Annotated in this window: 12 protein-coding genes; 1 reads left to right on the top strand and 11 read right to left on the bottom strand. The window is 49.8% G+C overall.

Annotated features, from left to right (window positions below):
- Positions 1 to 372: 372 nt before the first annotated feature.
- From HMPREF9453_RS00920 to HMPREF9453_RS00890, 7 genes are all read right to left on the bottom strand, one after another.
- Positions 373 to 1,581 (bottom strand): aminotransferase-like domain-containing protein, encoded by a 1,209-nt coding sequence (locus tag HMPREF9453_RS00920; RefSeq protein WP_008858674.1) that lies wholly within the window; start codon positions 1,579 to 1,581, stop codon positions 373 to 375.
- A 1,983-nt stretch (positions 1,582 to 3,564) separates the two neighbouring features.
- Positions 3,565 to 4,473, bottom strand: a complete 909-nt coding sequence (locus HMPREF9453_RS00915) for a dihydroorotate dehydrogenase (RefSeq protein WP_008858671.1) — start codon at positions 4,471 to 4,473, stop codon at positions 3,565 to 3,567.
- Complete coding sequence (locus HMPREF9453_RS00910; RefSeq protein ID WP_008858670.1) at positions 4,470 to 5,237, bottom strand: dihydroorotate dehydrogenase electron transfer subunit; 768 nt, start codon at positions 5,235 to 5,237, stop codon at positions 4,470 to 4,472. The genes HMPREF9453_RS00915 and HMPREF9453_RS00910 overlap by 4 nt, the downstream gene beginning before the upstream one ends.
- A gap of 4 nt (positions 5,238 to 5,241) precedes the next feature.
- On the bottom strand, positions 5,242 to 8,439 hold the full coding sequence (gene carB, locus HMPREF9453_RS00905) for a carbamoyl-phosphate synthase large subunit (RefSeq protein WP_187368044.1): 3,198 nt from the start codon (positions 8,437 to 8,439) through the stop codon (positions 5,242 to 5,244).
- Positions 8,439 to 9,503 (bottom strand): glutamine-hydrolyzing carbamoyl-phosphate synthase small subunit, encoded by a 1,065-nt coding sequence (carA, locus tag HMPREF9453_RS00900; RefSeq protein WP_008858668.1) that lies wholly within the window; start codon positions 9,501 to 9,503, stop codon positions 8,439 to 8,441. Before carA ends, carB begins: the two co-directional genes overlap by 1 nt.
- Positions 9,500 to 10,795 (bottom strand): dihydroorotase, encoded by a 1,296-nt coding sequence (locus HMPREF9453_RS00895; RefSeq protein WP_040379429.1) that lies wholly within the window; start codon positions 10,793 to 10,795, stop codon positions 9,500 to 9,502. The genes carA and HMPREF9453_RS00895 overlap by 4 nt, the downstream gene beginning before the upstream one ends.
- Positions 10,779 to 11,744 carry an aspartate carbamoyltransferase catalytic subunit gene (locus HMPREF9453_RS00890; RefSeq protein ID WP_008858666.1) on the bottom strand — a complete coding sequence of 322 codons (966 nt, stop codon included), beginning with the start codon at positions 11,742 to 11,744 and terminating at the stop codon, positions 10,779 to 10,781. The genes HMPREF9453_RS00895 and HMPREF9453_RS00890 overlap by 17 nt, the downstream gene beginning before the upstream one ends.
- A gap of 1,088 nt (positions 11,745 to 12,832) precedes the next feature.
- Between HMPREF9453_RS00890 and HMPREF9453_RS00885 the strand changes: the two genes are divergently transcribed.
- Positions 12,833 to 14,680, top strand: a complete 1,848-nt coding sequence (locus HMPREF9453_RS00885; protein ID WP_187368029.1) for an alpha/beta hydrolase-fold protein — start codon at positions 12,833 to 12,835, stop codon at positions 14,678 to 14,680.
- Positions 14,681 to 14,863: 183 nt separating this feature from the next.
- Here HMPREF9453_RS00885 and HMPREF9453_RS00880 read toward each other — a convergent pair whose 3' ends face one another.
- The 4 genes from HMPREF9453_RS00880 to HMPREF9453_RS10985 all read right to left on the bottom strand — a co-directional run bounded on the left by HMPREF9453_RS00880 (position 14,864) and on the right by HMPREF9453_RS10985 (position 20,795).
- Entirely contained in the window at positions 14,864 to 15,244 is a 381-nt protein-coding gene (locus HMPREF9453_RS00880; RefSeq protein ID WP_040379423.1) for a hypothetical protein, read from the bottom strand.
- Positions 15,245 to 15,436: 192 nt separating this feature from the next.
- Complete coding sequence (locus HMPREF9453_RS00875) at positions 15,437 to 18,703, bottom strand: SNF2-related protein (RefSeq protein ID WP_008858663.1); 3,267 nt, start codon at positions 18,701 to 18,703, stop codon at positions 15,437 to 15,439.
- Between the two features lie 53 nt (positions 18,704 to 18,756).
- Positions 18,757 to 20,115 carry an EH signature domain-containing protein gene (locus HMPREF9453_RS00870; RefSeq protein ID WP_008858662.1) on the bottom strand — a complete coding sequence of 453 codons (1,359 nt, stop codon included), beginning with the start codon at positions 20,113 to 20,115 and terminating at the stop codon, positions 18,757 to 18,759.
- A gap of 11 nt (positions 20,116 to 20,126) precedes the next feature.
- Positions 20,127 to 20,795: an OmpA/MotB family protein gene (locus HMPREF9453_RS10985; RefSeq protein WP_008858661.1), complete on the bottom strand. Its 669-nt coding sequence runs from the start codon at positions 20,793 to 20,795 to the stop codon at positions 20,127 to 20,129.
- Positions 20,796 to 21,046: the final 251 nt, after the last annotated feature.

Below are 21,046 nucleotides of genomic sequence, written 5' to 3'. Positions count from 1 at the left end.
CCTTCCCCCCGCTGTGCGGTGGGACTATACCCCGCCGAGAAGCAATCATTTCATAAGTATCTCAAGGCATAGTATCGCTAGTACTTCCCCCTCCGGGGGAAGTACCGCCGCAGGCAGGGATAGGGGTGCATTTCCAACGCCCCCAGGGCGGTTTGCATGTTTTGCCTTCGCCCGCCAGGGCGGTTGTATGGTTTTATACAAACTGGCGGCGCAGCCGCCTACCACCACCCTTTGAACCCTCTGAACCTTTTGAACCCGGGCGCCGAAAGGCGCCTGAACCCTCAAGCCCCAAAGGGGCTTGTCTATTTTCTACTATACTACCAATTTCCCCACAAAAAAAGAAGCCGCCGGAGCAGCTTCTTTTTTTATGTGTTATTTCTGGTCAGCCAGATAAGCCTTGAGGGCATCAGCCAGTCTCTTTACGCCTTCTTCGATAACGTCGTCATCGTTGTAGGAGAAGTTGAGACGGAAGTAGTTCTTCTTCTTGGTCTGGGGGAAGAAGGAGTCGCCTGGTACGTAGGCTACTTTTCTTTCCAGAGCGTATTTGAAGAGGTCACGAGCATTGCAGCCTTCGGGGAGTTCTACCCACAGGAAGAGGCCGCCATGGGGATAGGTGCATTTTACGTCAGAGGGGAAGTATTTCTTGATGGCGTTGCACATCACATCACGGCGATGGCCGTAGAGTTTGCAGTTTTCTCTGATATGTCCATCGAAATCGTAGTTTGTCATGTACATAGCTGCTTCACGCTGGGTAACAGACGGTGTGGCAAGGTCGGTGGAGCCTTTGACGAGGTCAAATTTCGGCAGCAGTTCATCATTCAGAACCATCCATGCCAGTCTCATGCCGGGAGCCAGGGTCTTGGAGAAGGTGCCGGAGTACATAACCAGGTGTTTCGGATCCATGGTGATGAGAGGAGCGATTTCTTCGCCTTCGAAGCGGAGGTCGCCGTAGGGGTTGTCTTCGAATACAGGGATTTCGTACTTGGTTACGATTTCCATGAATTTCTTACGGCGTTCCAAGCTCATGCAGCGGCCGCTGGGGTTCTGGTAGTTCGGAATGACGTAAATGAATTTTACTTTGTCATTGGTGGACAGTACTTTTTCCAGTTCTTCCGGAATGATGCCGTCATCGTCGGTGGGGATTTCTACGTAATTTGGCTGTTCGAAATCAAAAGCACCGATAGCGCCCAGATATGTCGGGCTTTCGCAGACAACTACGTCGCCTTTGTTCAGGAATACACGGCCCGTAATATCGAGGCCCTGCTGGGAACCGGTGACAATCATAATGTTCTTCGGGTCTACTTTGTACATGCCCATGGGCTGGTACATGCGGTTCATGCGGTCGGCAATGGCCTGACGAAGTCCCATGAAGCCAAGGGAGGGGCCGTACTGCATAGCACCGGCGCCATCTTCTTCTCTTACTTTAATGGCTACTTCAGTCAGTTCCTTCAGCGGGAATGTCTGCGGTGCAGGAAGTCCGCCGGCAAAGGAAATAATGTCCGGCTGTGCTGTGAGGGCCAGAAGAGGACCCAGGTCGGAACCTTTCATACTTGCAAGTACATCGGAAAAACGAATTGCCATAAAAATCTCTCCTTTACTTCTGGAAAGCGAAATGAAAGTTCATCCCGTTTTCATGGATTTATTATATTGCACCAGGCTCGGGGAACTTCCCACTGACCGGTAAATATAAGCATTAGTTAGTATTCTTATTGTAAGGCTGCCATGGGAAGATGTCAATGGTTTGGACGCGCCCTTTGGGGGTGCCTGCGGCGTGAAGGTTCAGAGGGAAAGGTTCTTAGGATTGACCGGCCTGACGGCCGGAGGGTTCTTAAGTTTGACGGCCCTTCGGGCCGAGGGTTGCGGATTGCCCTTCGGGCAATGCTTATGAAGTCAGCGTTACGGATTAACCTATCCGCATCATATGGCAAAATAACCATTCTGCTGAATTATCTGCCTTCGGCAGATACACCCCCTATCCGGCTGTGCCGGACTTCCCCCGCAAGCGGGGGCAGAATAAAGCTCTGAAAAGCAATCCTTTCATAAGCAGCTCACAGCATAGCGGGGCTTTATAGTGCCACCACGAAGCGGGGGTGGCAAAGGAACTGGATTCATAGGGGAGCTGTAGGCGACCCGCGAATCCAGTGACATGCTTCCCACCGGGCAAGGTGGTGGCGCCAGCCACCAAAGGGGGATCTCCCTCGCCCGAAAGGGCGGTTGTGAAGGTTTTTTCATAAGAGGGCGCCTTCTATAATTTAGAGGCGCCCCACCACAACCCTCGCGCCAAAGGCGCGTCAAACTTAAGCCCCTTAAGAACCTTCGGCCCAGCGGGCCGTCAACCCTCACGCCCGACAGGGCGTGTCCATATCGCCAATAAAAAAAGCTGCCTTGCGGCAGCAGGTCGATGGAAATTAATGTTTATTCATGGATGCCAGTTCCAGTAATGCCCAGCATACTTCTTCCTGTTTTTCTTCTTCTACTACAACTTCGTTTTCAACCTGCTGTTCTTTCATTGTTTATTCTGCCTCCATAAAAAGTACCCGCTTCTCTGCGGGCCATCAACATATTTTCTATGTTGATACACACATATCTCTTATGTCTATAATATATATCTTTTATACCCCATTATCCAATATTTCTTTGACAAAGTTTGTTTTCTCACTTGAATCGTCATTCATATATTTCATAGCATACATATCCTATAAAATATTCGTTCACATGTATTGATTCCAGGGTATTGGTCAGAGCAAAGTGAATGAAAATGCATGGTGGGGCTATAGTGTGTCAAATACTTTTGTATTTATGGATTGTATAGTTTGCAGGTTATGGTTTGGAGGGTTCTTAGGATTGATATTGGACACGCCTGCGGCGTGAGGGTTCAAAAGGTTCAGAGGGTTCAAAAGGTTCAGAGGGAAAGGTTCTTAGGATTGACCGGCCTGACGGCCGGAGGGTTCTTAAGTTTGACGGCCTTTCAGGCCGAGGGTTGTGGTATCGCCCTCTCGGGCGATGAGTATTATAATGCCGCCTTTCGGCGGTCACGTCCACATCGAGCATCATAATCATTCTTACCCTCGTACACACCGACTTCGCTGGATGGCGTCTCACTGGATTCGCGGGTCGCGAGGCTCCCCTATGAATCCAGTTCGCTTGCACACCCTTCGCCACTTCGTGGCCCTCTTCCCCTAAAGGGGACGCAAGAACGTTATGGGATTTACCTTTCTGTGTCATAGGGCATGAAAAACACTACGGTAATCAGCCACCTCCGGTGGCTTTCCCTTGCCCGCAGGGCAGTTGGCCTGTTTTCCAACGCCCGCAGGGCGGTTGTAAAGGTTTTATACAAACTGGCGCCTTTTATAAATTTAGAGGCGCCCTCCACAACCCTCAGCGGCATAGCCGCTGTCAAACTTAAGAACCCTCGGGGCCACAGCCCCGTCAAACTTTAGAACCCTCACGCCCCAAAGGGCGTGTCCATAAAAAACCCCTTCCACCGCTTACGCGGTCCCCCTCCCCCATAGATGGGGGAGGCAAGTGTGAAGGAAAAAAGCAGCGGCCTGGCCGCTGCTTTTTTCAGTCTTTCAGTGTTCCCACGATTTCGTTAATGTCTTTTACGTTATTTTTATCGCACCATTCGTCCATTTCGTTCACGATGCGTTCCATGGCTGTGGGATCGGCCAGGTTGGCGGTGCCTACCTGCACGGTGCTGGCGCCAGCCATCATGAATTCGATGGCGTCTTCGCCGGTCATGATGCCGCCTAAGCCGCAGACGGGGATTTTTACGGCTTTGGCTGTCTGCCATACCATGCGGAGGGCCACGGGTTTGATGGCGGGGCCGGAGAGGCCGCCGGTGATGTTGCCCAGGATGGGGCGGCGGGTGCGGGTGTCGATGGCGATGCCAAGGAGTGTGTTGATGAGGGAGATGCTGTCAGCTCCTGCGTCTTCCACGGCTTTGGCAATGGAGACGATGTCGGTGACGTTTGGTGACAGTTTCACAATCACCGGCAGGGTGGTGGCATCCTTGACGGCTCTGGTGACGGCAGCTGCCTGGGCAGGGTCGGTGCCGAAGGCGGCGCCGCCTTCTTTGACGTTGGGGCAGGAGATGTTCACTTCCAGGGCGGAAATGCCGGGGACGGTGAGCATTCTGGCGCATTCGGCGTATTCTTCCACGCTCTTTCCCACCATGTTGGCGATGAAGACTGTGGGAAGTTTCCTGACTTCCGGCAGGTAGTGGTCGATGAACCAGGGGGCGCCGGGGTTTTCAAGGCCGATGCAGTTCAGCATGCCCGAGGTGGTTTCGGCCACCCGGACGCCTTCGTTTCCTTTCCAGGGTGTGGGCGCCAGGCCTTTGCCGGAGAGGGCGCCGATTTTTTTCATATCGATGTAGTCATGAAGTTCCAATCCATAGCCTACGGTGCCGGAAGCGCCGATGACGGGGCTGGCCATGGGGATGCCCAGATAGTTTACTGTAAGGCTGCTCATAAGACCACCTCCTCTGCATTGAATACAGGACCGTCGGCGCAGACTTTGTAGTGGCCTTTGCCGTCTTTCCTGTCGCATACGCAGCCAAGGCAGGTGCCGATGCCGCAGCCCATGCGTCTTTCCATGGAAACTTCGCAGAAAACGCCGGCTTCTTTGGCCATTTCTGCGGCGGTTCTCATCATGATGCCGGGGCCGCAGACGCAGGCTTCGTCCACTTTTTCTTCAGCGAAGAGTTTGGGCAGCACGGACACGGAGAAGCCTTTGATGCCGTAGGAGCCATCGTCGGTGGTGACGATCATCTGTCTTACTTTTTTGGGGAAGAGGTCTTTCCAGAAGACTTCTTCTTTATTTCTGCCGCCGATGACTACGGTCATCTGGCCTTCCCGGGAGGCGCGGGCCATGAAGAGGATGGGGGCGATGCCTACGCCGCCGCCGATGCCCACGATATGGTCCTTGTCCATATCAAAGGAGGTGCCCAGGGGTCCCAGGCAGTCCAGGGTGTCCCCCACTTTCAGATGGGACATGGCTTCTGTGCCTTTTCCCACAATGCGGTAGATGATTTCCACGATGCCTCTGCCTGCATCGGTGCCGGCAATGGAAATGGGACGGCGCAGGATATAGCGGGGGTCGTTCACTTTCACATGGACGAACTGGCCCGGTTTCGCTTCTTTGGCGATGCGGGGCAGTTCGATCTGCATGAGCCAGATATCAGGGCCCACATGGTTATGGACCCGGATGATTCCTTTTTCTACAAAACCTGACATGGTATTACTCCTTCACATAGTCCTGGATGGCTTCTACATGGTGTTCGGCGCCGCCGGTGGAGGCCATGACGCGGAGCACTTCCTTGGCCGTATCCAGGGAGGTAATGCAGGGGATGGCCAGTTCCACCGCAATGCGGCGCAGGTCATATCCTTCCTGCTCGATCTGGCTGCCGTAGGAAATGGTATTCAGCACCATATCCACTTTGCCTGATTTCAGATACTTTTCGCAGTTTTCCCCTTTTTCGTGAATCTTCTTGATGATTTCCACGGGGATGCCGAGGCTCTGGAAATAGGAACCGGTGCCGGAGGTGCAGATGAGGTGGTAGCCCAGGTCTACGAAGCCTTTTGCCAGTTCCGCGGTTTCCGGTTTATCCCGGTCGCTGACGGTGATGAGCACATTGGCGCCGGCGGGAACCATGAGGTTGGCTGCCACTACGGCCTTGTAGAGGGCTTCCTGGTAGGTGTGGCCGATACCCATGACTTCACCGGTGGATTTCATTTCCGGTCCCAGCTTGATTTCTACCAGTCCCAGTTTGGAGAAGGAGAAGACCGGTGCCTTGATGGCCACGTAGTTCTTCGGCGGTACCAGTCCCAGGGGCAGGCCCAGGGTATGGAGCGGTTCGCCCAGGGCCACGCGGGTGGCGTATTCCACCATGTTGATGCCGGTAATCTTGCTCATGAAGGGCACGGTACGGCTGGCGCGGGGGTTCACTTCGATGACGTAGACTTTGCCCCCTACCACGATGAACTGGATGTTTACCAGGCCTTTGACGTTCATGGCGCAGGCAATGTCTTTCGTGTACTTCGTCAGGGTGTCGATGACTTCGGCAGACAGGTGCTGGGGCGGGTACACGGCAATGGAGTCGCCGGAGTGGACGCCGGAGCGTTCGATCTGTTCCATGATGCCCGGGATGCATACGTCCACGCCGTCGGAGATGGCGTCGATTTCCACTTCACGGCCCACCATGTACTGGTCGATGAGGACGGGGTGTTCATGGGATGCCACCACCGCTTCTTTCAGGTACTGGCGAAGCTCTGCCTGGTCATAGACGATCTGCATGGCCCGACCGCCCAATACGTAGCTGGGGCGTACGATGAGGGGGTATTCCAGCTCTGCTGTTTTCTGCATGGCTTCTTCCACGCTTTCCACCAGGCAGCCCTTCGGACGGGGGATGCCCAGCTGGCCGCAGAGGGTGTCGAACCGTTCTCTGTCTTCTGCCATGTCGATGGATTCATTGGAGGAACCGATGATGCGGATGCCTCTCTTGGCCATGGGGGTGGCCAGGTTGATGGCGGTCTGGCCGCCGAACTGGCAGATTACGCCTTCCGGTTTTTCCTTTTCAATGACTTCCATCACGTCCTGCTCTGTGAGGGGTTCGAAATAGAGGGAGTCGGAGGTATCAAAGTCGGTGGATACGGTTTCCGGGTTGTTGTTGATGACGATGGATTTCTTTCCCGCCTTTTTCAAAGCCCAGGAGGCATGGACGGAGCAGTAGTCGAATTCGATGCCCTGGCCGATGCGGATGGGGCCGGAGCCGAAGACCACTACAGAGCCTTTGCCCTGGGGTTTCACTTCATCTTCCGCGCCGTAGGTGGAGTAATAGTACGGAGTGTGGGCTTCAAATTCAGCGGCGCAGGTATCTACCATTTTGAAATCGGGGTGGAAAGCCAGTTTCTTTTTGAAATTTTCCACTTCCTTGACCGTCACTTCTGCAAAGTGGGCGATGGCTTCATCAGGCATCTGAATCCGTTTGGCCGCTTTCAGGGTGTCTTCGGTGAGGCCTTCCTTCAGGAGGCGTCTTTCCATTTTGATGATATTCTGGATTTTATAGATGAAGAAGAGGTCGATGCGGGTAATGCGGTTGATTTCTTCCGGTTCAATGCCGCGGCGGAGGGCTTCGGCCACTACGAAGATTCTTTCATTGTCGATGCGCTTCAAAAGACAGCGGATATCGTAGAGGGACTGGCTGTCCAGTTTCTTGAGGTGCAGATACCCCTCTCCCACTTCCAGGGACCGGAGTGCCTTGAGGAGTGCCCCTTCCAGGGTGCGGTCCAGGGCCATCACTTCGCCGGTGGCCTTCATCTGGGTGCCTATTTCACGGTCCGCCAGGGTGAATTTTTCGAAAGGCCAGCGGGGGAATTTGCAGACCACATAGTCAATGGACGGTTCGAAGCAGGCTTTCGTATTGCCTGTAATGGCATTGGTGATTTCATCCAGGTGCATGCCCAGGGCTACCTTGGCTGCCACTTTGGCAATGGGGTAGCCGGTGGCTTTGGATGCCAGGGCAGAGGAACGGCTCACGCGGGGATTTACTTCGATCACATAGTACTGGTTCGTCTTGGTATCCAGGCCGTACTGCACGTTGCAGCCCCCTTCGATCTGGAGGTAGCGGATGATATTGATGGAGGCGGTGCGGAGCATCTGGTACTGGCCGTCGGTCAGGGTCTGGGTGGGGGCCACCACGATGGAGTCGCCGGTATGGACGCCTACGGGGTCGATGTTTTCCATGGCGCAGACAATGATGCAGTTGTCGGCGCTGTCCCGCATGACTTCAAACTCCACTTCCTTCCAGCCTGCAATGGACCGTTCCACCAGGATCTGGTTAATAGGAGACAGCTTGATGCCGCGGTTGGCGATTTCTTCCATTTCATACCGGTCATGGGCAATGCCGCCGCCGGTGCCGCCCAGGGTATAGGCAGGACGGATGATGACAGGGTAGCCGATTTTATCGGCAAAAGCCACGGCCGGTTCCAGTTCTTCAAAAATTTCCGATTCCGGTACGGGCTGATGGATTTCTTCCATGGCTTCCTTGAAAAGTTCCCGGTCCTCCGCATGTTTGATGGCATGGAGGGAGGAGCCCAGAAGCTTCACGTTGTATTTTTCCAGCACTCCTGCTTCGGAGAGCTGCACTGCCATGTTGAGGCCCACCTGGCCGCCCAGGGTAGCCAGCAGGGCATCCGGTCTTTCTTTCTTAATGACTTCCGTCACAAAAGGCAGGGTAATCGGTTCGATGTAGACCCGGTCAGCAATGTCCACGTCCGTCATAATGGTGGAAGGATTGCTGTTTACCAGGACCACTTCCACCCCTTCTTCCCGAAGGGAGCGGCAGGCCTGGGTGCCGGCGTAGTCAAATTCCGCTGCCTGGCCGATGACGATGGGGCCGGAACCGATGACAAGGACTTTCTTCACGTCTTTATTAATCATTTTTTAAATTCCTCCATGGCCTTGGTAAATTCAGCAAAGAGATAGAAATTATCCTTCGGTCCCGGAGATGCTTCCGGATGGTACTGCACGGCCTGGATAGGCAGGGTCTTGTGGCGGATGCCTTCGATGGTACCGTCGTTCACGCTGCGGTGGGTCACTACGATGGAGTCCGGAAGGCCTTCATCGGAAATGGCGTAGCCGTGGTTCTGACTGGTAATGTACACCCTTCCGGTGCGCAGATCCTTCACCGGATGGTTGGAGCCGCGATGGCCGAAAGGCAGCTTGAAGGTGTGGCCGCCAAGAGCGGTGGCCAGCATCTGGATGCCCAGGCAGATGCCGAAAATGGGGCGCTTACCGATGAGCTTCTTCACCGTATCCACCACATAGGGCACATCCTTGGGATCCCCCGGTCCGGGAGAGAGGAAAATGCCGTCGGGATTGCCGGCCAGCAGCTCTTCAGCCGATGTATGGGCAGGAAATACGTGGACCGTGCAGTCATTGGCTGCCAGGCTCACCAGGATATTCTTCTTGAGACCGCAGTCCAGAAGGGACACCTGGTATTTCCCATTTCCATAAGTATAGGGATAGGCCGTAGTCACCCGTTCCACCTGGTCCCGGTGGAGAGGCTTTGCCAACTCGGCCTGAATGAATTCCTCGCTTCTGTCGGCACTGACGATGATGGCCTTCATGACGCCCTGGGTGCGGACCATGCGGGTCACCGCCCGGGTGTCCACATTGTACAGGCAGGGTACATGGTATCTTTCGATGAAATCGGTAATCTTTTCTTTGCATTCCCAGTTGCTGGGATGGTCTGCAATCTGGTCCAGCACATAGCCGGCAGCGGCGGGTTTCCTGTTCTGCATGAACAGGTCGTTGGCGCCGTAGTTGCCGATTAATGGATAAGTCAGGGTCAGTATCTGTCCTTCATAGGAGGGATCCGTGAAACATTCCTGGTATCCTGTCATGCCCGTATTGAAAACCAGTTCTCCCAGACCTTCCACCGTTCCCAGAAGGTCCCCTTCGAAACGGGCGCCGTTTTCCAAAATCAAGAGGCCTTTCATTTGAGCACCTTTCCTTCTTTCATAACCACTTCCCCATCCACCACGGTGAGGACTGCCTTTCCTTTCAGGGTAATATTTTCATAGGGAGTAAAGAGAGACTTGGTGTAGAGGTCTTCCCCATGCACCGTCCACTCCTTCTCCGGATCAAATACAGTAATATCTGCAGGAGCGCCTTCCCTCAGCACGCCGCCTTCCACGCCCAGAAGCCTGGCAGGGTTCACGCTCATGAGCTCCACAATGCGGTCCAGCGTAAAGCCCTGCTGGTGATAAAGTACGGTCAGCGTGGAAGCCAGAGACGTTTCCAGCCCCGCAATGCCGTTGGGTGCGCAGTTGAAGGGCACATTCTTTTCCTCATTGCAGTGAGGCGCATGGTCCGTCATGATGGCATCGATGGTGCCGTCCCGCAGCCCTTCGATCAGCGCCTGCCGGTCCTCTTCACTGCGGATAGGGGGAGCCATCTTGAAAGCCGTATCATAGTCCTTCAGCCATTCATCAGTGAAATAAAGATGCTGGGCCGTCACTTCCGTAGAGCAGTTCACGCCCTTCCTCTTCGCTTCCCTGATGAGGTCCACCGCCTTTTTGCTGGACACATGGGCGATATGGATATGGCAGCCTGTAAGCTCGGAAAGGAGCAGATCCCGGGCTACCGCAATATCCTCCCCTGCCGCCGGACGTCCGGTGACGCCCATGGCATAGGATACTTTGCCTTCATTCATGAAACCGCCGCCGCACATGGTCATGTCTTCGGCGTGGTCAATCACCATTTTATGGAGCATATCTGCATACTCCATGGCCCGGCGCATGAAATTGGCATTTTCCACATAATGGCCGTCATCGGAGAAAGCCACAGCCCCGTCGGCTGCCATATCTCCCATTTCAGAGAGCTGCTTTCCTTCCAGATTTTTGGAAATGGAACCGATAACGCTTACCTTCACCACGCCCACATCTTCTGCCCGCTTCTGCACATCCCGAAGAACGGCGGAATTATCGATGACAGGCTTCGTATTGGCCATGGTAGCCACCCGGGTGATCCCGCCGGCAGCAGCCGCCTCAGTGCCTGTATGGATATCTTCCTTCGCTTCCTGCCCCGGTTCGCGGAGATGCACATGCATATCAATGAGCCCCGGCGTTACCACCAGGCCCTTAGCGTCAAACACTTCCACATCACTTTCCGGGACGGGGATTTCCTTTGCTATTTTCTGAATCTTTCCATTCTCTACGAGGATATCTCCCACTTCATGCTGCTTTTCTGCGGGATTTACAATGGTTCCGTTTTTAATTAAGAGCATCAATGTCTTTACCCTCCGTCAGTGTCAAATACTCCAGAGCCATACGCACAGCCACGCCGTTGCGCACTTCCTCCTGGATCCAGGACTTCTCATCATAAGCCACATCATAACCGATTTCGATGCCCCTGTTCATGGGACCGGGGTGAATCACCGCCACATCCGGCTTGCACAGAGCCAGCCGCTTCTTGTTGATGCCAAAGAGACGGGCATACTCGCGGGTGGTAGGAATGAAACCGGCAGCCGCCCTTTCCAGCTGGATACGGAGAATATTGATAGCATCCGCATCCTTCAGCGCCGTTTCCAGATCATCATCCACAATGCATCCCATGGCCTCCAGTTCCTTTGGCACCAGCGTACGGGGTCCCACCAGATGCACCTCGGCACCCAGCTTCGTAAATCCCACGATATCGCTCCGGGCCACCCGGGAATGAAGAATATCGCCGATAATCACATATTTCATGCCCTTGATATTCTTCCCCGCTTCCTTCAGCGTAAAGAGCTCCAGAAGCGCCTGGCTGGGATGGGCATGGGCCCCGTCGCCGGCATTCAGCACCACCGGCACCTTCACCTTCGGGCTCATCACTTTGGATGCAAAAAGAGCGGCACCCTCTGACGAATCACGAATAATCACTGCATCCACTCCCATTGCGGAAACGGTAAGCAATGTATCTCGCATGCTTTCACCTTTCGTCATCGAGCTGCCGCTCTTTGTAATATTGATCACATCGGCTCCCAAATATTTACCGGCAAGCTCGAAAGAACTGCGTGTTCTGGTAGATGCTTCGGAAAACACTGTCACCATGGATTTCCCTTTGAGGAAATCTCTCTTCTTGTTGTCAGACAAAACAATCTTTTTCATCTGTGCTGCTACTTGAAGGATCCGTTCAATCTCCTCCGCTGAAAAATCAGCTAAGGCGAGAACCGAACGACCTTGTAGTGAAATCGCGCTCATGCCGGCCTCCTAATTCATAACATCAAAATAGTTATCTCTATAATCATATAGAAACAGCACCGTTTTTTCAATAGGGTAGAAAAATTAAAATCTCCTTACACAAAAACAGTGCCTCATCCATACTCTTGTACATATTATATGATAAAGAGGCAGAGGGTTCAAAGGGATTTGACACGCCTTCGGCGTGAGGGTTGACGGGGCCTTTGGCCCGAGGGTTGTGAAGGGAAAGGTTCTTAGGATTGATGGGCCCTTTCGGGCCCAAGGGTTCTTAAGTTTGACGGCCCTTCGGGCCGAGGGTTGTGGTATCGCCCTATCGGGCGATGAGTATAAAATCAGCGTTACGGATTTACCTTTTTGTATCATACGCTATGATAGGAATTCTGCTGATTGGCTCGCTGCGCTCGCCTCCCACTATCCGGCTTCGCCGGACTTTCCCCGCAGTTCGGTCGGTCAATCGAAAGGAAGGCCCTTTTATGGGCAGGCTAAGGGCCTACTTTGACCGACTTGCACATCCTATGCAGGATGTGCACAGGGGCAGAATAAAGTTCCGCAAAGCAATCCCTTCACTCAACGCATAGCGAAGAATAAAGTCCCCCCCCGCCGGGGGGAAGGTGGTGGCGCCAGCCACCAAAAGGGGTGCATTTCCGACGCCCGCAGGGCGGTTGTATGGTTTTATACAAACTGGCGCCTTCTATAATTTAAAGGCGCCCTACAACAACCCTCGCCCCTAAAGGGGAAACGACTCACTATGATTTGTGCGTCGCTTTGCTCCTTCAAATCATGTTCGCTGTGCACGCCAAAGGCGCGTCAAACTTAAGCCCCTTAAGAACCTTCGGCCCGAAGGGCCGTCAACCCTCAAGCCCCATAGGGGCTTGTCCCCAATAAACTTCCTCAAAGTCAATATCTTCCGTCACCTTTAAACTTCAGCCCCTTTGATGTATAATGACTGTATCACGTACCACCTTTCTGTATTTTGGTTTGTGGAGAATCTAAGATACATGCATGAAGGAAGCGTGATTTTTTATTTCATTTCAAAAAGCAAAGCTATGCCGCCGCATAGCCTGTTCATGTCAGATAGGGGCATTTTCATGAAACGTAAAAACAGAGTCATTCTTTCCTTACTGGCCGCCGTCTCGCTGGCCATGGTATCCGCGCCTGCCGGGGTGTATGCATCAAATGCTGCTGCATCTGCCGTTCAAGATGCAGGCGCCCTTTCTTTTGTGACCACTGCCAAAAACGCAGTGAAACACATGGAAGCCGCCGGCTTTGTGGATACCGACGGTTCCAAGCTGCAGGCCGTCATTCTGTCCTACGACCGGGCCATTCCTGCCTCATCCGTGGGTACAGACACCTACTCCATTGATGATTACGGCACCACCCTTCGCCAAGAAGACCTGACCCAGGGAAAAGGCCCCGGTCAAATCAAAAAAGTCTATGTCAATGACAAGCCGGAAATGGACGCCAAAGGCGGCACCTCCTCGGGCTCCTACGTCATCATCGAAGTGAATACGGACTACCAGACCGGACGGTTCCCCCGGTCCTATGCCATTACCATGTACGCCGGCGTAACCCAGAAGAAAGCCATCCGGGCGGAAAAGGGCATCATCCTCCCATCCGATGAAGCCATCACCAACTACACGAAAGAAACCTACGTAGGCTATGACCCCCAGACCGGAAAGCCCAGGGCACCGGAATATTACAACTACGCCAAAGAAGGCTCCTACCATATCCGGGGCATCGAAGGATACCAGCTCCATACACTGGAAAACGGCACCGCCTTCCATGCCGTCCACTGCTTCGACGAAGCCAATGGCCGGTACTGGGACCTGGACCTGCCCTACGCCCTCTACGTGCCAAAAGACTATGACCCCCATAAAACCTACGGCCTGCTCCTGTACATTCATGACGCCGGCTCCATGAGCGCTGACCCCCGCCTCACCCTCACCGAATCCCAGGCCGCCTCCAACTACGCTTCCGAAGATTTCCAGAACCTCGCCAGAAAAAACGGCCTGGACGGCGTCATCGTAGTATGCCCCGCCATTCCGGAATTTTACGCCATGGACGAAGCCCATCCCCACTATGAGCTCCGCATGGCCAGGGACAACTGGACCCTGAGCTGCGCCGAACTCGCCATCTGGCAGCTCATGGATCACCTCACCCGCCAGTACCACATCGATCCCGACCGCATCTACGGCAGCGGCCAGTCCATGGGCGGCATGACCATCATGGCCATGGCAGCCCAGCGGGACAACTATTTCGCCGCCCTCCTGCCCATGAGCTGCAAATGGGGCAACAACTTCAACAAAGACTACCCCTTCAACGGCACCGCCTACTACAACATGCCTGCCGACGGCACCATCGTATGGCAGAAAGACAGCCACGGAAATCCGGTGAACTACAACAACTGGCTCTACATGGTTTCCGATGACAACATCCTCTACCTCAATACGGCCCAGGAAAATACGGAATACCGGGTACTCTATCAGGACCTCGCCGGCCTGACCATCCCCCGGGAAGAACTCCTCCTCGACAGCACCACCACCGCCAGGAAACGGAACGCATCCATCCGCCGCCTCACCGCAAGGCCCAATGAAACAGGCATCTACCATACCGTCCTCACCGGCAGCGTCAGCCATATGTCCGCCTGGTTCTACGGCCACGGCACACCGGCCTGCTACGAATGGCTGCTGAAGCAGACAAGAAAAACAGAAATGGCCCGCTCCAAGCTGCCCCTGAACCGCCCCTTCGCCCTGGCAGATAAGCAGAAAAAAGACGCCGACCACATTTACTCCGTGGACCGGGAAGATCCCTCCCGCATCGTCTACTACCCCACCGGCCGCCCCGGCGCCGGTACCGAAGGATACAACTCCCCCGTCACCGCCCTGGGCTCCAAAGCCAGCCTCCCGCCCGGATGGACCCCCTCCAGTAAAGAATAAGGAAATCCCGAATCCCGGGCAAGTCCCTGTTATACTCACTACTATGACAGAACCTAATATTGAGAAAGTAATTGTATATCATAAAGGAAACTTTATTTTCACCTATGATCTTAATTTTAGGTTAAAGCAGGAAAAGCGACTGGAATTAGCTCCAGTCGCTTTTCCTGCTTTAAATCGCTATGTTCACCATCCCTCCATAGAAGCCTCTTTCGCATGATGCCGATCAATCATCTTCTGCAATTCGTTTTTAACCGTATCCAAATTCCCACTAACTTGCCTATATGTTGCAGGCATAATGAATTTCGCTCTTTGTAGTCGGGACAATTCCACACTAGGTTTCTTGCCACCAGAAGTAGTAGGTACTTTTGCTTTTTTTGTTGTAATAGTAGAGTCGGATTTTTGTGTTTTCTTCTTTGCAGAATCAGACGTCGCTTTTCGATTCTTCTTTCGCTTTCGGGAATTCTGACTCTCCCACCGATGAAGCTCAGAGTATGAAAGAGTGATATCGTTTGACCAACTGTTAGTCAAATGAAATGGACATCCTGACAATATGCCATGCCCCATAACGCGCCTCCTTGACTCAAATGATGTTTCAAACAGTCCAGCTGCCCGCGATATACCTGCTTTCGAAATATCATTAATAGCATACGGCAAGGGATAATCTTTGGTTTGCTAAAAATGTACATCTTCCATCATTAGTCAATGCCCACATATATTCCATAACTATTACCGCCAGCCACAGAGCAATTCAGCCACTTACTTCAAAACGGGATGCATGTTCAGCAGATTTTCTAACGTTTGTCTATTCCAAATCTGTACATCCATTTTTCTTGCATAGTTAGTAATATGTTGGTCTATTGATGTTGAATTGGTAATAACTAAAGCCCCAATATCACTTTTCCTTTTTACCGCATCCGCAATGCCTATGATGTCCTCAATATTGAGTTTATCTGGATATATGCATTGTGCACAGCGTACGAGCAGGACTTCTCCATTACTCCTATCTGCTTTTAAATCCACACCTCGCCGATTTGCAACGCTGACATCATATCCAAGATTCCGCAAAAGTTTTGCCGATATACTCTTAAACGTCTTTTCATTAACTCTATCCAATTCATCCATATCCCATGATTCCGCCGAGGAGATACTTTGTGGTCCATCCTCATGATTAAAGACGCAGCCTAAAAGATACTCTTGATCTTTCTGGGTTTCCACTGACGGAAAAAGAGCTACGTCTGATAAAGAACGTTTGAAATCCAGCAATTTATCCAATTTCTCATCAAAACATTCCCCTTCGCCTAGCGCCGAATCATAGGCAATCGGAATGTACACGTTCACATCCCTTTTCTGTCCAATGCGATATACACGATCCGTAGCCTGGTCTTCTTTTGCCGGATTCCAGCTGCGCGACAAATGAATTACATTATTAGCTCCTGTAATATTCAAACCAACTCCTGCTGCTTCCGGCGATAGAATCAAGATTTGAAAGCCTTGGGCAGAATTAAACTCATCCACAATCTTTTGTCTGGATTCTGCCTCCACAGTTCCATTAATAGCTACCGGTATGTATATCTGGAAAAGTTTACTCAACTCACGCCTAAGTTTTTGCTGCATTAATCGCAATGTGACAAAGATGATGACCTTCTCATTTCTTCTTTTTATGGCGTATAGAATATACAGCATCCTTTTTAAACGGGCTGATGACATAAAGAAATCCTCTGCACTCAAATTCAGGAATAATCCTTCATTCATTCTGTCTAAATTAGGGAATAACGATGATGTTCTTAAATCGTTAATAATTTGCAGTGGATTTATTTTCCCTTTCGTTCTTTTTGCTAATCTTGCTCTTGCAATAATTGATTCATATGCCTGCTTTTGTACAGGCGGCATGATTTCCTTTACCTTGAAAACTGCTTTCTGCGGTAGAGACTTTGCCACATCTTTTTTCATCCTTCGTATAAAAAGAGGATCTAAATCCCGTCGAAGTTCCATTCCCAAACCTTCAATAGCATCAGCATTCCCACCGGTCTTTATAATATTTTGTAAACTTTTTACATAATGGGAAGTAAATTCTTTTTGGCTGTGCATCTTACCCGGTGCCACAAAATCCATGATAGTCCACAAATCAATCCACGTATTTTCTACCGGCGTACCGGTCAGGGCGATTCCAAAATCATAATTCATCCCACGAACAGCCATAGAAACCAGACTTTGTGGATTTTTTATTTTTTGTGCTTCATCAATAATCATAACGGACCATTTCATTTTCCCAAAGGTCAACTGATACATGCGTAAAGTCTCATAGGTTGTCAGTATGATATGATTTTCCGTTAATCCTGCCAAATCCAACGTCAGGATAGGTTCTTCGCTATTTGCAATTCGCTCCACTTTCTTGTAATTAGATAAGTGTTCTCCATAAAGCAGACATAGTCCATCAAAGACGTCAGGCTTAACAAATTTCTGATATTCATCTTCCCAGTTTTTCAACAAGGAAACCGGTGCTACAATGAGGACCGACTCCATATGTTTCAATGATTTCTTCATTCCGGAAATAAAGCTATAAGCCTGCAATGTTTTGCCAAGTCCCATATCATCGGCCAATAAAGCACCATGATGTCCTTCCAGCCAACAGTTAGCCAAATGACGAACACCTTCAATCTGATGTGGAAATAATCGGATTTCAGGACGTAACCCGGCAAATAATAACTTAGTCATTTGATCTGAATCTTTTGATTTGCCTTGATTATTTACATATTCCAAAGCATCAGTATTATCTTTGATGATAAGAATATTTTTTGTACTTTTTATGGTATCACCCGGATTCTCAGGCACATTTTTACTATCATTGGCATATTTATTCGCATGTTCAAAAACAGCATCAACAGTATCAATCAATTTCTCTGTTATAAGATATTTTGTCCCATGGTAGGAAAATGAGTCCTTTTGATTATTTATTGCCTCTAAAATAGAATCATGAATTTCTGACACATTATCTCTGGTTATCTCTAATTCATCCGTGTCTGATAACTCTTCTCCATCTTCAAGCTGAACGGATTCATCCGGGAGCCAATGACCATGCAATCCATTCAGCATAAATGGATTGGTTTTCCGTATATAATCACCAATGCACTGCACGCGATCTGAATATAGATTTATATCAAAATTGAATACGTCTTCAGTAAAAATACTCTGCGGCTGTTTTCGTATAATTTCTGCTGTTTCCTGATTGACTTTGCCAAGTTTCTTGACTTTTGCCAACCCCTCCTTCTGTTTCTTAGTGAAAACATATTGAACCTTATCTTCTCCCAGATAGTGTCTTTGTGCAGTAAATTTACGATTATAAGCACGCGAAAAAGAGTCGCCATTAACTTCATACTCCCCGCTCATATTCTTTTTTAGGAGTACTGGCATAACCCGGTAGGTTCCATCACCATTGCTTTCTACTTTAACGGAGAGTGCATCGGGAGCCATTATTTTAGTGCTCTTGATATATGGCTCTGCTGTTGCATCAGCTACCTGAATATAGCTTTTGACTTTAGCCATAATTTCCAAGCCTAAAGGAACCAGTTCTTTCGAATCGGTTTCTTCCTCTACCATTTTATTAAAATGTATGACCTCGCGAACCAAATCATACTGGGCATGATTGAACATAAACGACATGCCCGTCCCCACTTTATGAATTTCAATATAGGAACCGATGATGACCGGATTGATAATTGGCTCATTATTCTTATCTCTGTACGTGATGGTAAAGGAGAAGCCTGATGTGCCGATACGTCCATTGGAAGTTACATAGATATCATATGGAAATACAGGTGGCAGGCCTAAAAGATGTCTTTTCCCTTCGCTAAAAGACGAGGCCGTATCATGTGGGATTACATAACAAGAATCCAAATATAAGGCTTTACCCTCCGAATATAACATCTCAAGCTCACCTGTGAGCCATTCCCATTTTTCTTTATCCACAGAATCTGTCTTTTGAAAAGAATATCCTGATTCAGTAACCTTCCAAGATGTATTCATTTTACAAGCCCCTATTAATCAGGCAATCCCTTTACCCAAAAGACTGCCACAACTCAATACATACCATTCGCACGACAATGTTCAAAAATCCATCTTCTCAAAGCACTCTGCCAGGAATCAGTTTCTGAATGAAGATGCGCTTTCTTGTAAACATAATTGGCCTGCGTGACATCGGTATAACTATATGTCCGCCTATACCCAGCTTTTTCAAAAAAGGGAATTGGTGCTTCTCCCATTCGATAGACTCTTACTGAACCATTGTGGCTGACTTCCAAGAAAACATAGTTTCCAATACTGCAAAGGAATAGACTCTGCAGCGGGCTGCAGCGTTCAAGGCGCGCATAAGAGGGAATCTTACTCCTATATAAACGATTAGCAATTTTCTCTGCTTCAGGACCTAGTACCACACGGGTATATTTCATATCCCTTAAATATTTTTCCCAGAATCTTTTACGATAAATCCACATCTTATCAGCTGATACGTCTCTTACCGTTGTCTGGCTGATAATATTAAAGAACAAATCAAGGTCTGTTCTCTTTCGCCAATAGAGATAAATCTCCACTGCCTTCGGATTTACATCGGCCCAGTGATATGCCTGGTTATCATCTCTTGGATCCCCCATTGCCTTGTTTAATTCAAAAAGCAACTCATTACGATAGTGGATATCATTTCCTTTATCAACTGCAAAAATAGCATTTTCTGCCAAACGGGGGACAAGATTCTTATAAGAATCGGTATGAGCAATTTCTCTGAACAAATTCATTTCCTGCGTGTCATTCTGGCTGTTCTTAATTGAGGCTAATATAATAGATTTCTTAGTAAATAAAGTCCAGGGGAAAAAATTGGGGAATAAAGGATTATCTTTGAAAAATGCAAGAACCCCTTCGGTTATGTAATCCGCCAGATAGTATGGCCCTTTCTCGGATAAAAAATTCTCGTGTCCCCTTAAATAGGGTACTGCATGAATAAGGTCATGATTCTTTGCCAAAGCCGCCCTGATTTTCTTTCCCAATGAACTAACTGCCATATTATTGTCGGCATAGATATTGAAATATGCATTTACCGCCCGCCGGAAAGACGCGGACTTCTGAAAGTCAATATGATCAAGCAGAAACCGTATGACCTCATTATTGTCTTTTGCCATAGATAACAATACAGGAAAACATCTGGCTTCTTTATGGCTAAACTCAATCGTTTTATTTTTCCCTTTTACAGCAGCAGTAACCTTCCCATACAGTTTATTAACATCAATACCTGCGACTGGTTTTCCCGAAATATCTCCCAATCTTCTTATAAGTCTGTTAATAGCGATAGGCTGCACAAACATTTCCTTGGTAGATAAGCGAGTATAATCGGACAGAATTATTCCACTCTCTTTAAGCTTTGAAAGAGTTTCTAGTAAGGTCTCCATTGGGAACTCCTTTATCTCGATGATTCTTTAGGTGGCATCATAGTGAAACGCAAATCAATACGCCTATTTTCCGCCTTTCTCTCTTCATCAGTCGTCACCGGTCTCGTATCCGCATAACCGGAACAGGAAAAAATAGGATTACCTACTGCATTTTTAAGCTGCTTCAGTGATTCATTATCCTCTTCCAATTTTGTTAATGTATTAATGGCTCTTTCGGTAGATAAATCCCAATTAGAGCGATACCGGGGATGGTTTTCTATTGGATCACTATCTGTATGACCTTCAATGAAAATGGTATCTACCGAGTTTTTATAAGTATCCTCTTGGAGTACCCGATAAAGCACTTGTGACAATTCATTGATATGTTCTGCTCCTTCACCATTAATATCTGCTTCTCCGGATTCAAATAAAACACCTGCCGGTATTCGAATAATGCCCTGATCTTCCACAATTTGAATATCGACATCATATTGCTTCATTTCGGCCTTTATCTCTTTGAGCATGGCATTTCGTTTTTCGGTATTACCGGTATATTGATTTTGAATATCGCCTACATTGAGCATAAAATACGCTAGTGCAAGGACAAAGACACCTAATAAGCCAGCCATCAAGTCACTTAAACTGGTGCTAAAAGCGTCACCATCTGCTTCCTGCGACGATTTCATTCTGAATCTTTTCATAAATTACTACCTCAGCGAAGTTTTTGCTTTATAACTCAAACTTCGCACACGGAAAACATCCCGTATGCCTTGATAAATCAGCTTGAACTGAATGTCGAAAGCCATTCACGCACACTTCTGTGCACGCAGACGACTCATCCAAAGAGCGGGCAGATCGTTCAGGAATCGTTCCAAGAGCGATTCGACCAGCAAGACTTCTGACGGATATTCTGCCCGAAGCTGCTCCGCAAACTCCTGCAACACGAGGCGAA

The organism is Dialister succinatiphilus YIT 11850, assembly GCF_000242435.1.
GTDB lineage: Bacteria > Bacillota > Negativicutes > Veillonellales > Dialisteraceae > Dialister > Dialister succinatiphilus.
Note: the sequence above shows the minus strand (reverse complement) of the source record. Positions and strands in the feature narration are given on the sequence as shown.

Coding starts and splice junctions, on each gene's coding strand:
- HMPREF9453_RS00875 (WP_008858663.1), bottom strand. CDS start 18,703: ATGAATACATCTTGGAAGGTTACTGAATCAGGATATTCTTTTCAAAAG.
- HMPREF9453_RS00920 (WP_008858674.1), bottom strand. CDS start 1,581: ATGGCAATTCGTTTTTCCGATGTACTTGCAAGTATGAAAGGTTCCGAC.
- HMPREF9453_RS00870 (WP_008858662.1), bottom strand. CDS start 20,115: ATGGAGACCTTACTAGAAACTCTTTCAAAGCTTAAAGAGAGTGGAATA.
- HMPREF9453_RS10985 (WP_008858661.1), bottom strand. CDS start 20,795: ATGAAAAGATTCAGAATGAAATCGTCGCAGGAAGCAGATGGTGACGCT.
- HMPREF9453_RS00885 (WP_187368029.1), top strand. CDS start 12,833: ATGAAACGTAAAAACAGAGTCATTCTTTCCTTACTGGCCGCCGTCTCG.
- HMPREF9453_RS00910 (WP_008858670.1), bottom strand. CDS start 5,237: ATGTCAGGTTTTGTAGAAAAAGGAATCATCCGGGTCCATAACCATGTG.
- HMPREF9453_RS00880 (WP_040379423.1), bottom strand. CDS start 15,244: ATGGGGCATGGCATATTGTCAGGATGTCCATTTCATTTGACTAACAGT.
- HMPREF9453_RS00890 (WP_008858666.1), bottom strand. CDS start 11,744: ATGAGCGCGATTTCACTACAAGGTCGTTCGGTTCTCGCCTTAGCTGAT.
- HMPREF9453_RS00915 (WP_008858671.1), bottom strand. CDS start 4,473: ATGAGCAGCCTTACAGTAAACTATCTGGGCATCCCCATGGCCAGCCCC.
- carA (WP_008858668.1), bottom strand. CDS start 9,503: ATGAAAGGCCTCTTGATTTTGGAAAACGGCGCCCGTTTCGAAGGGGAC.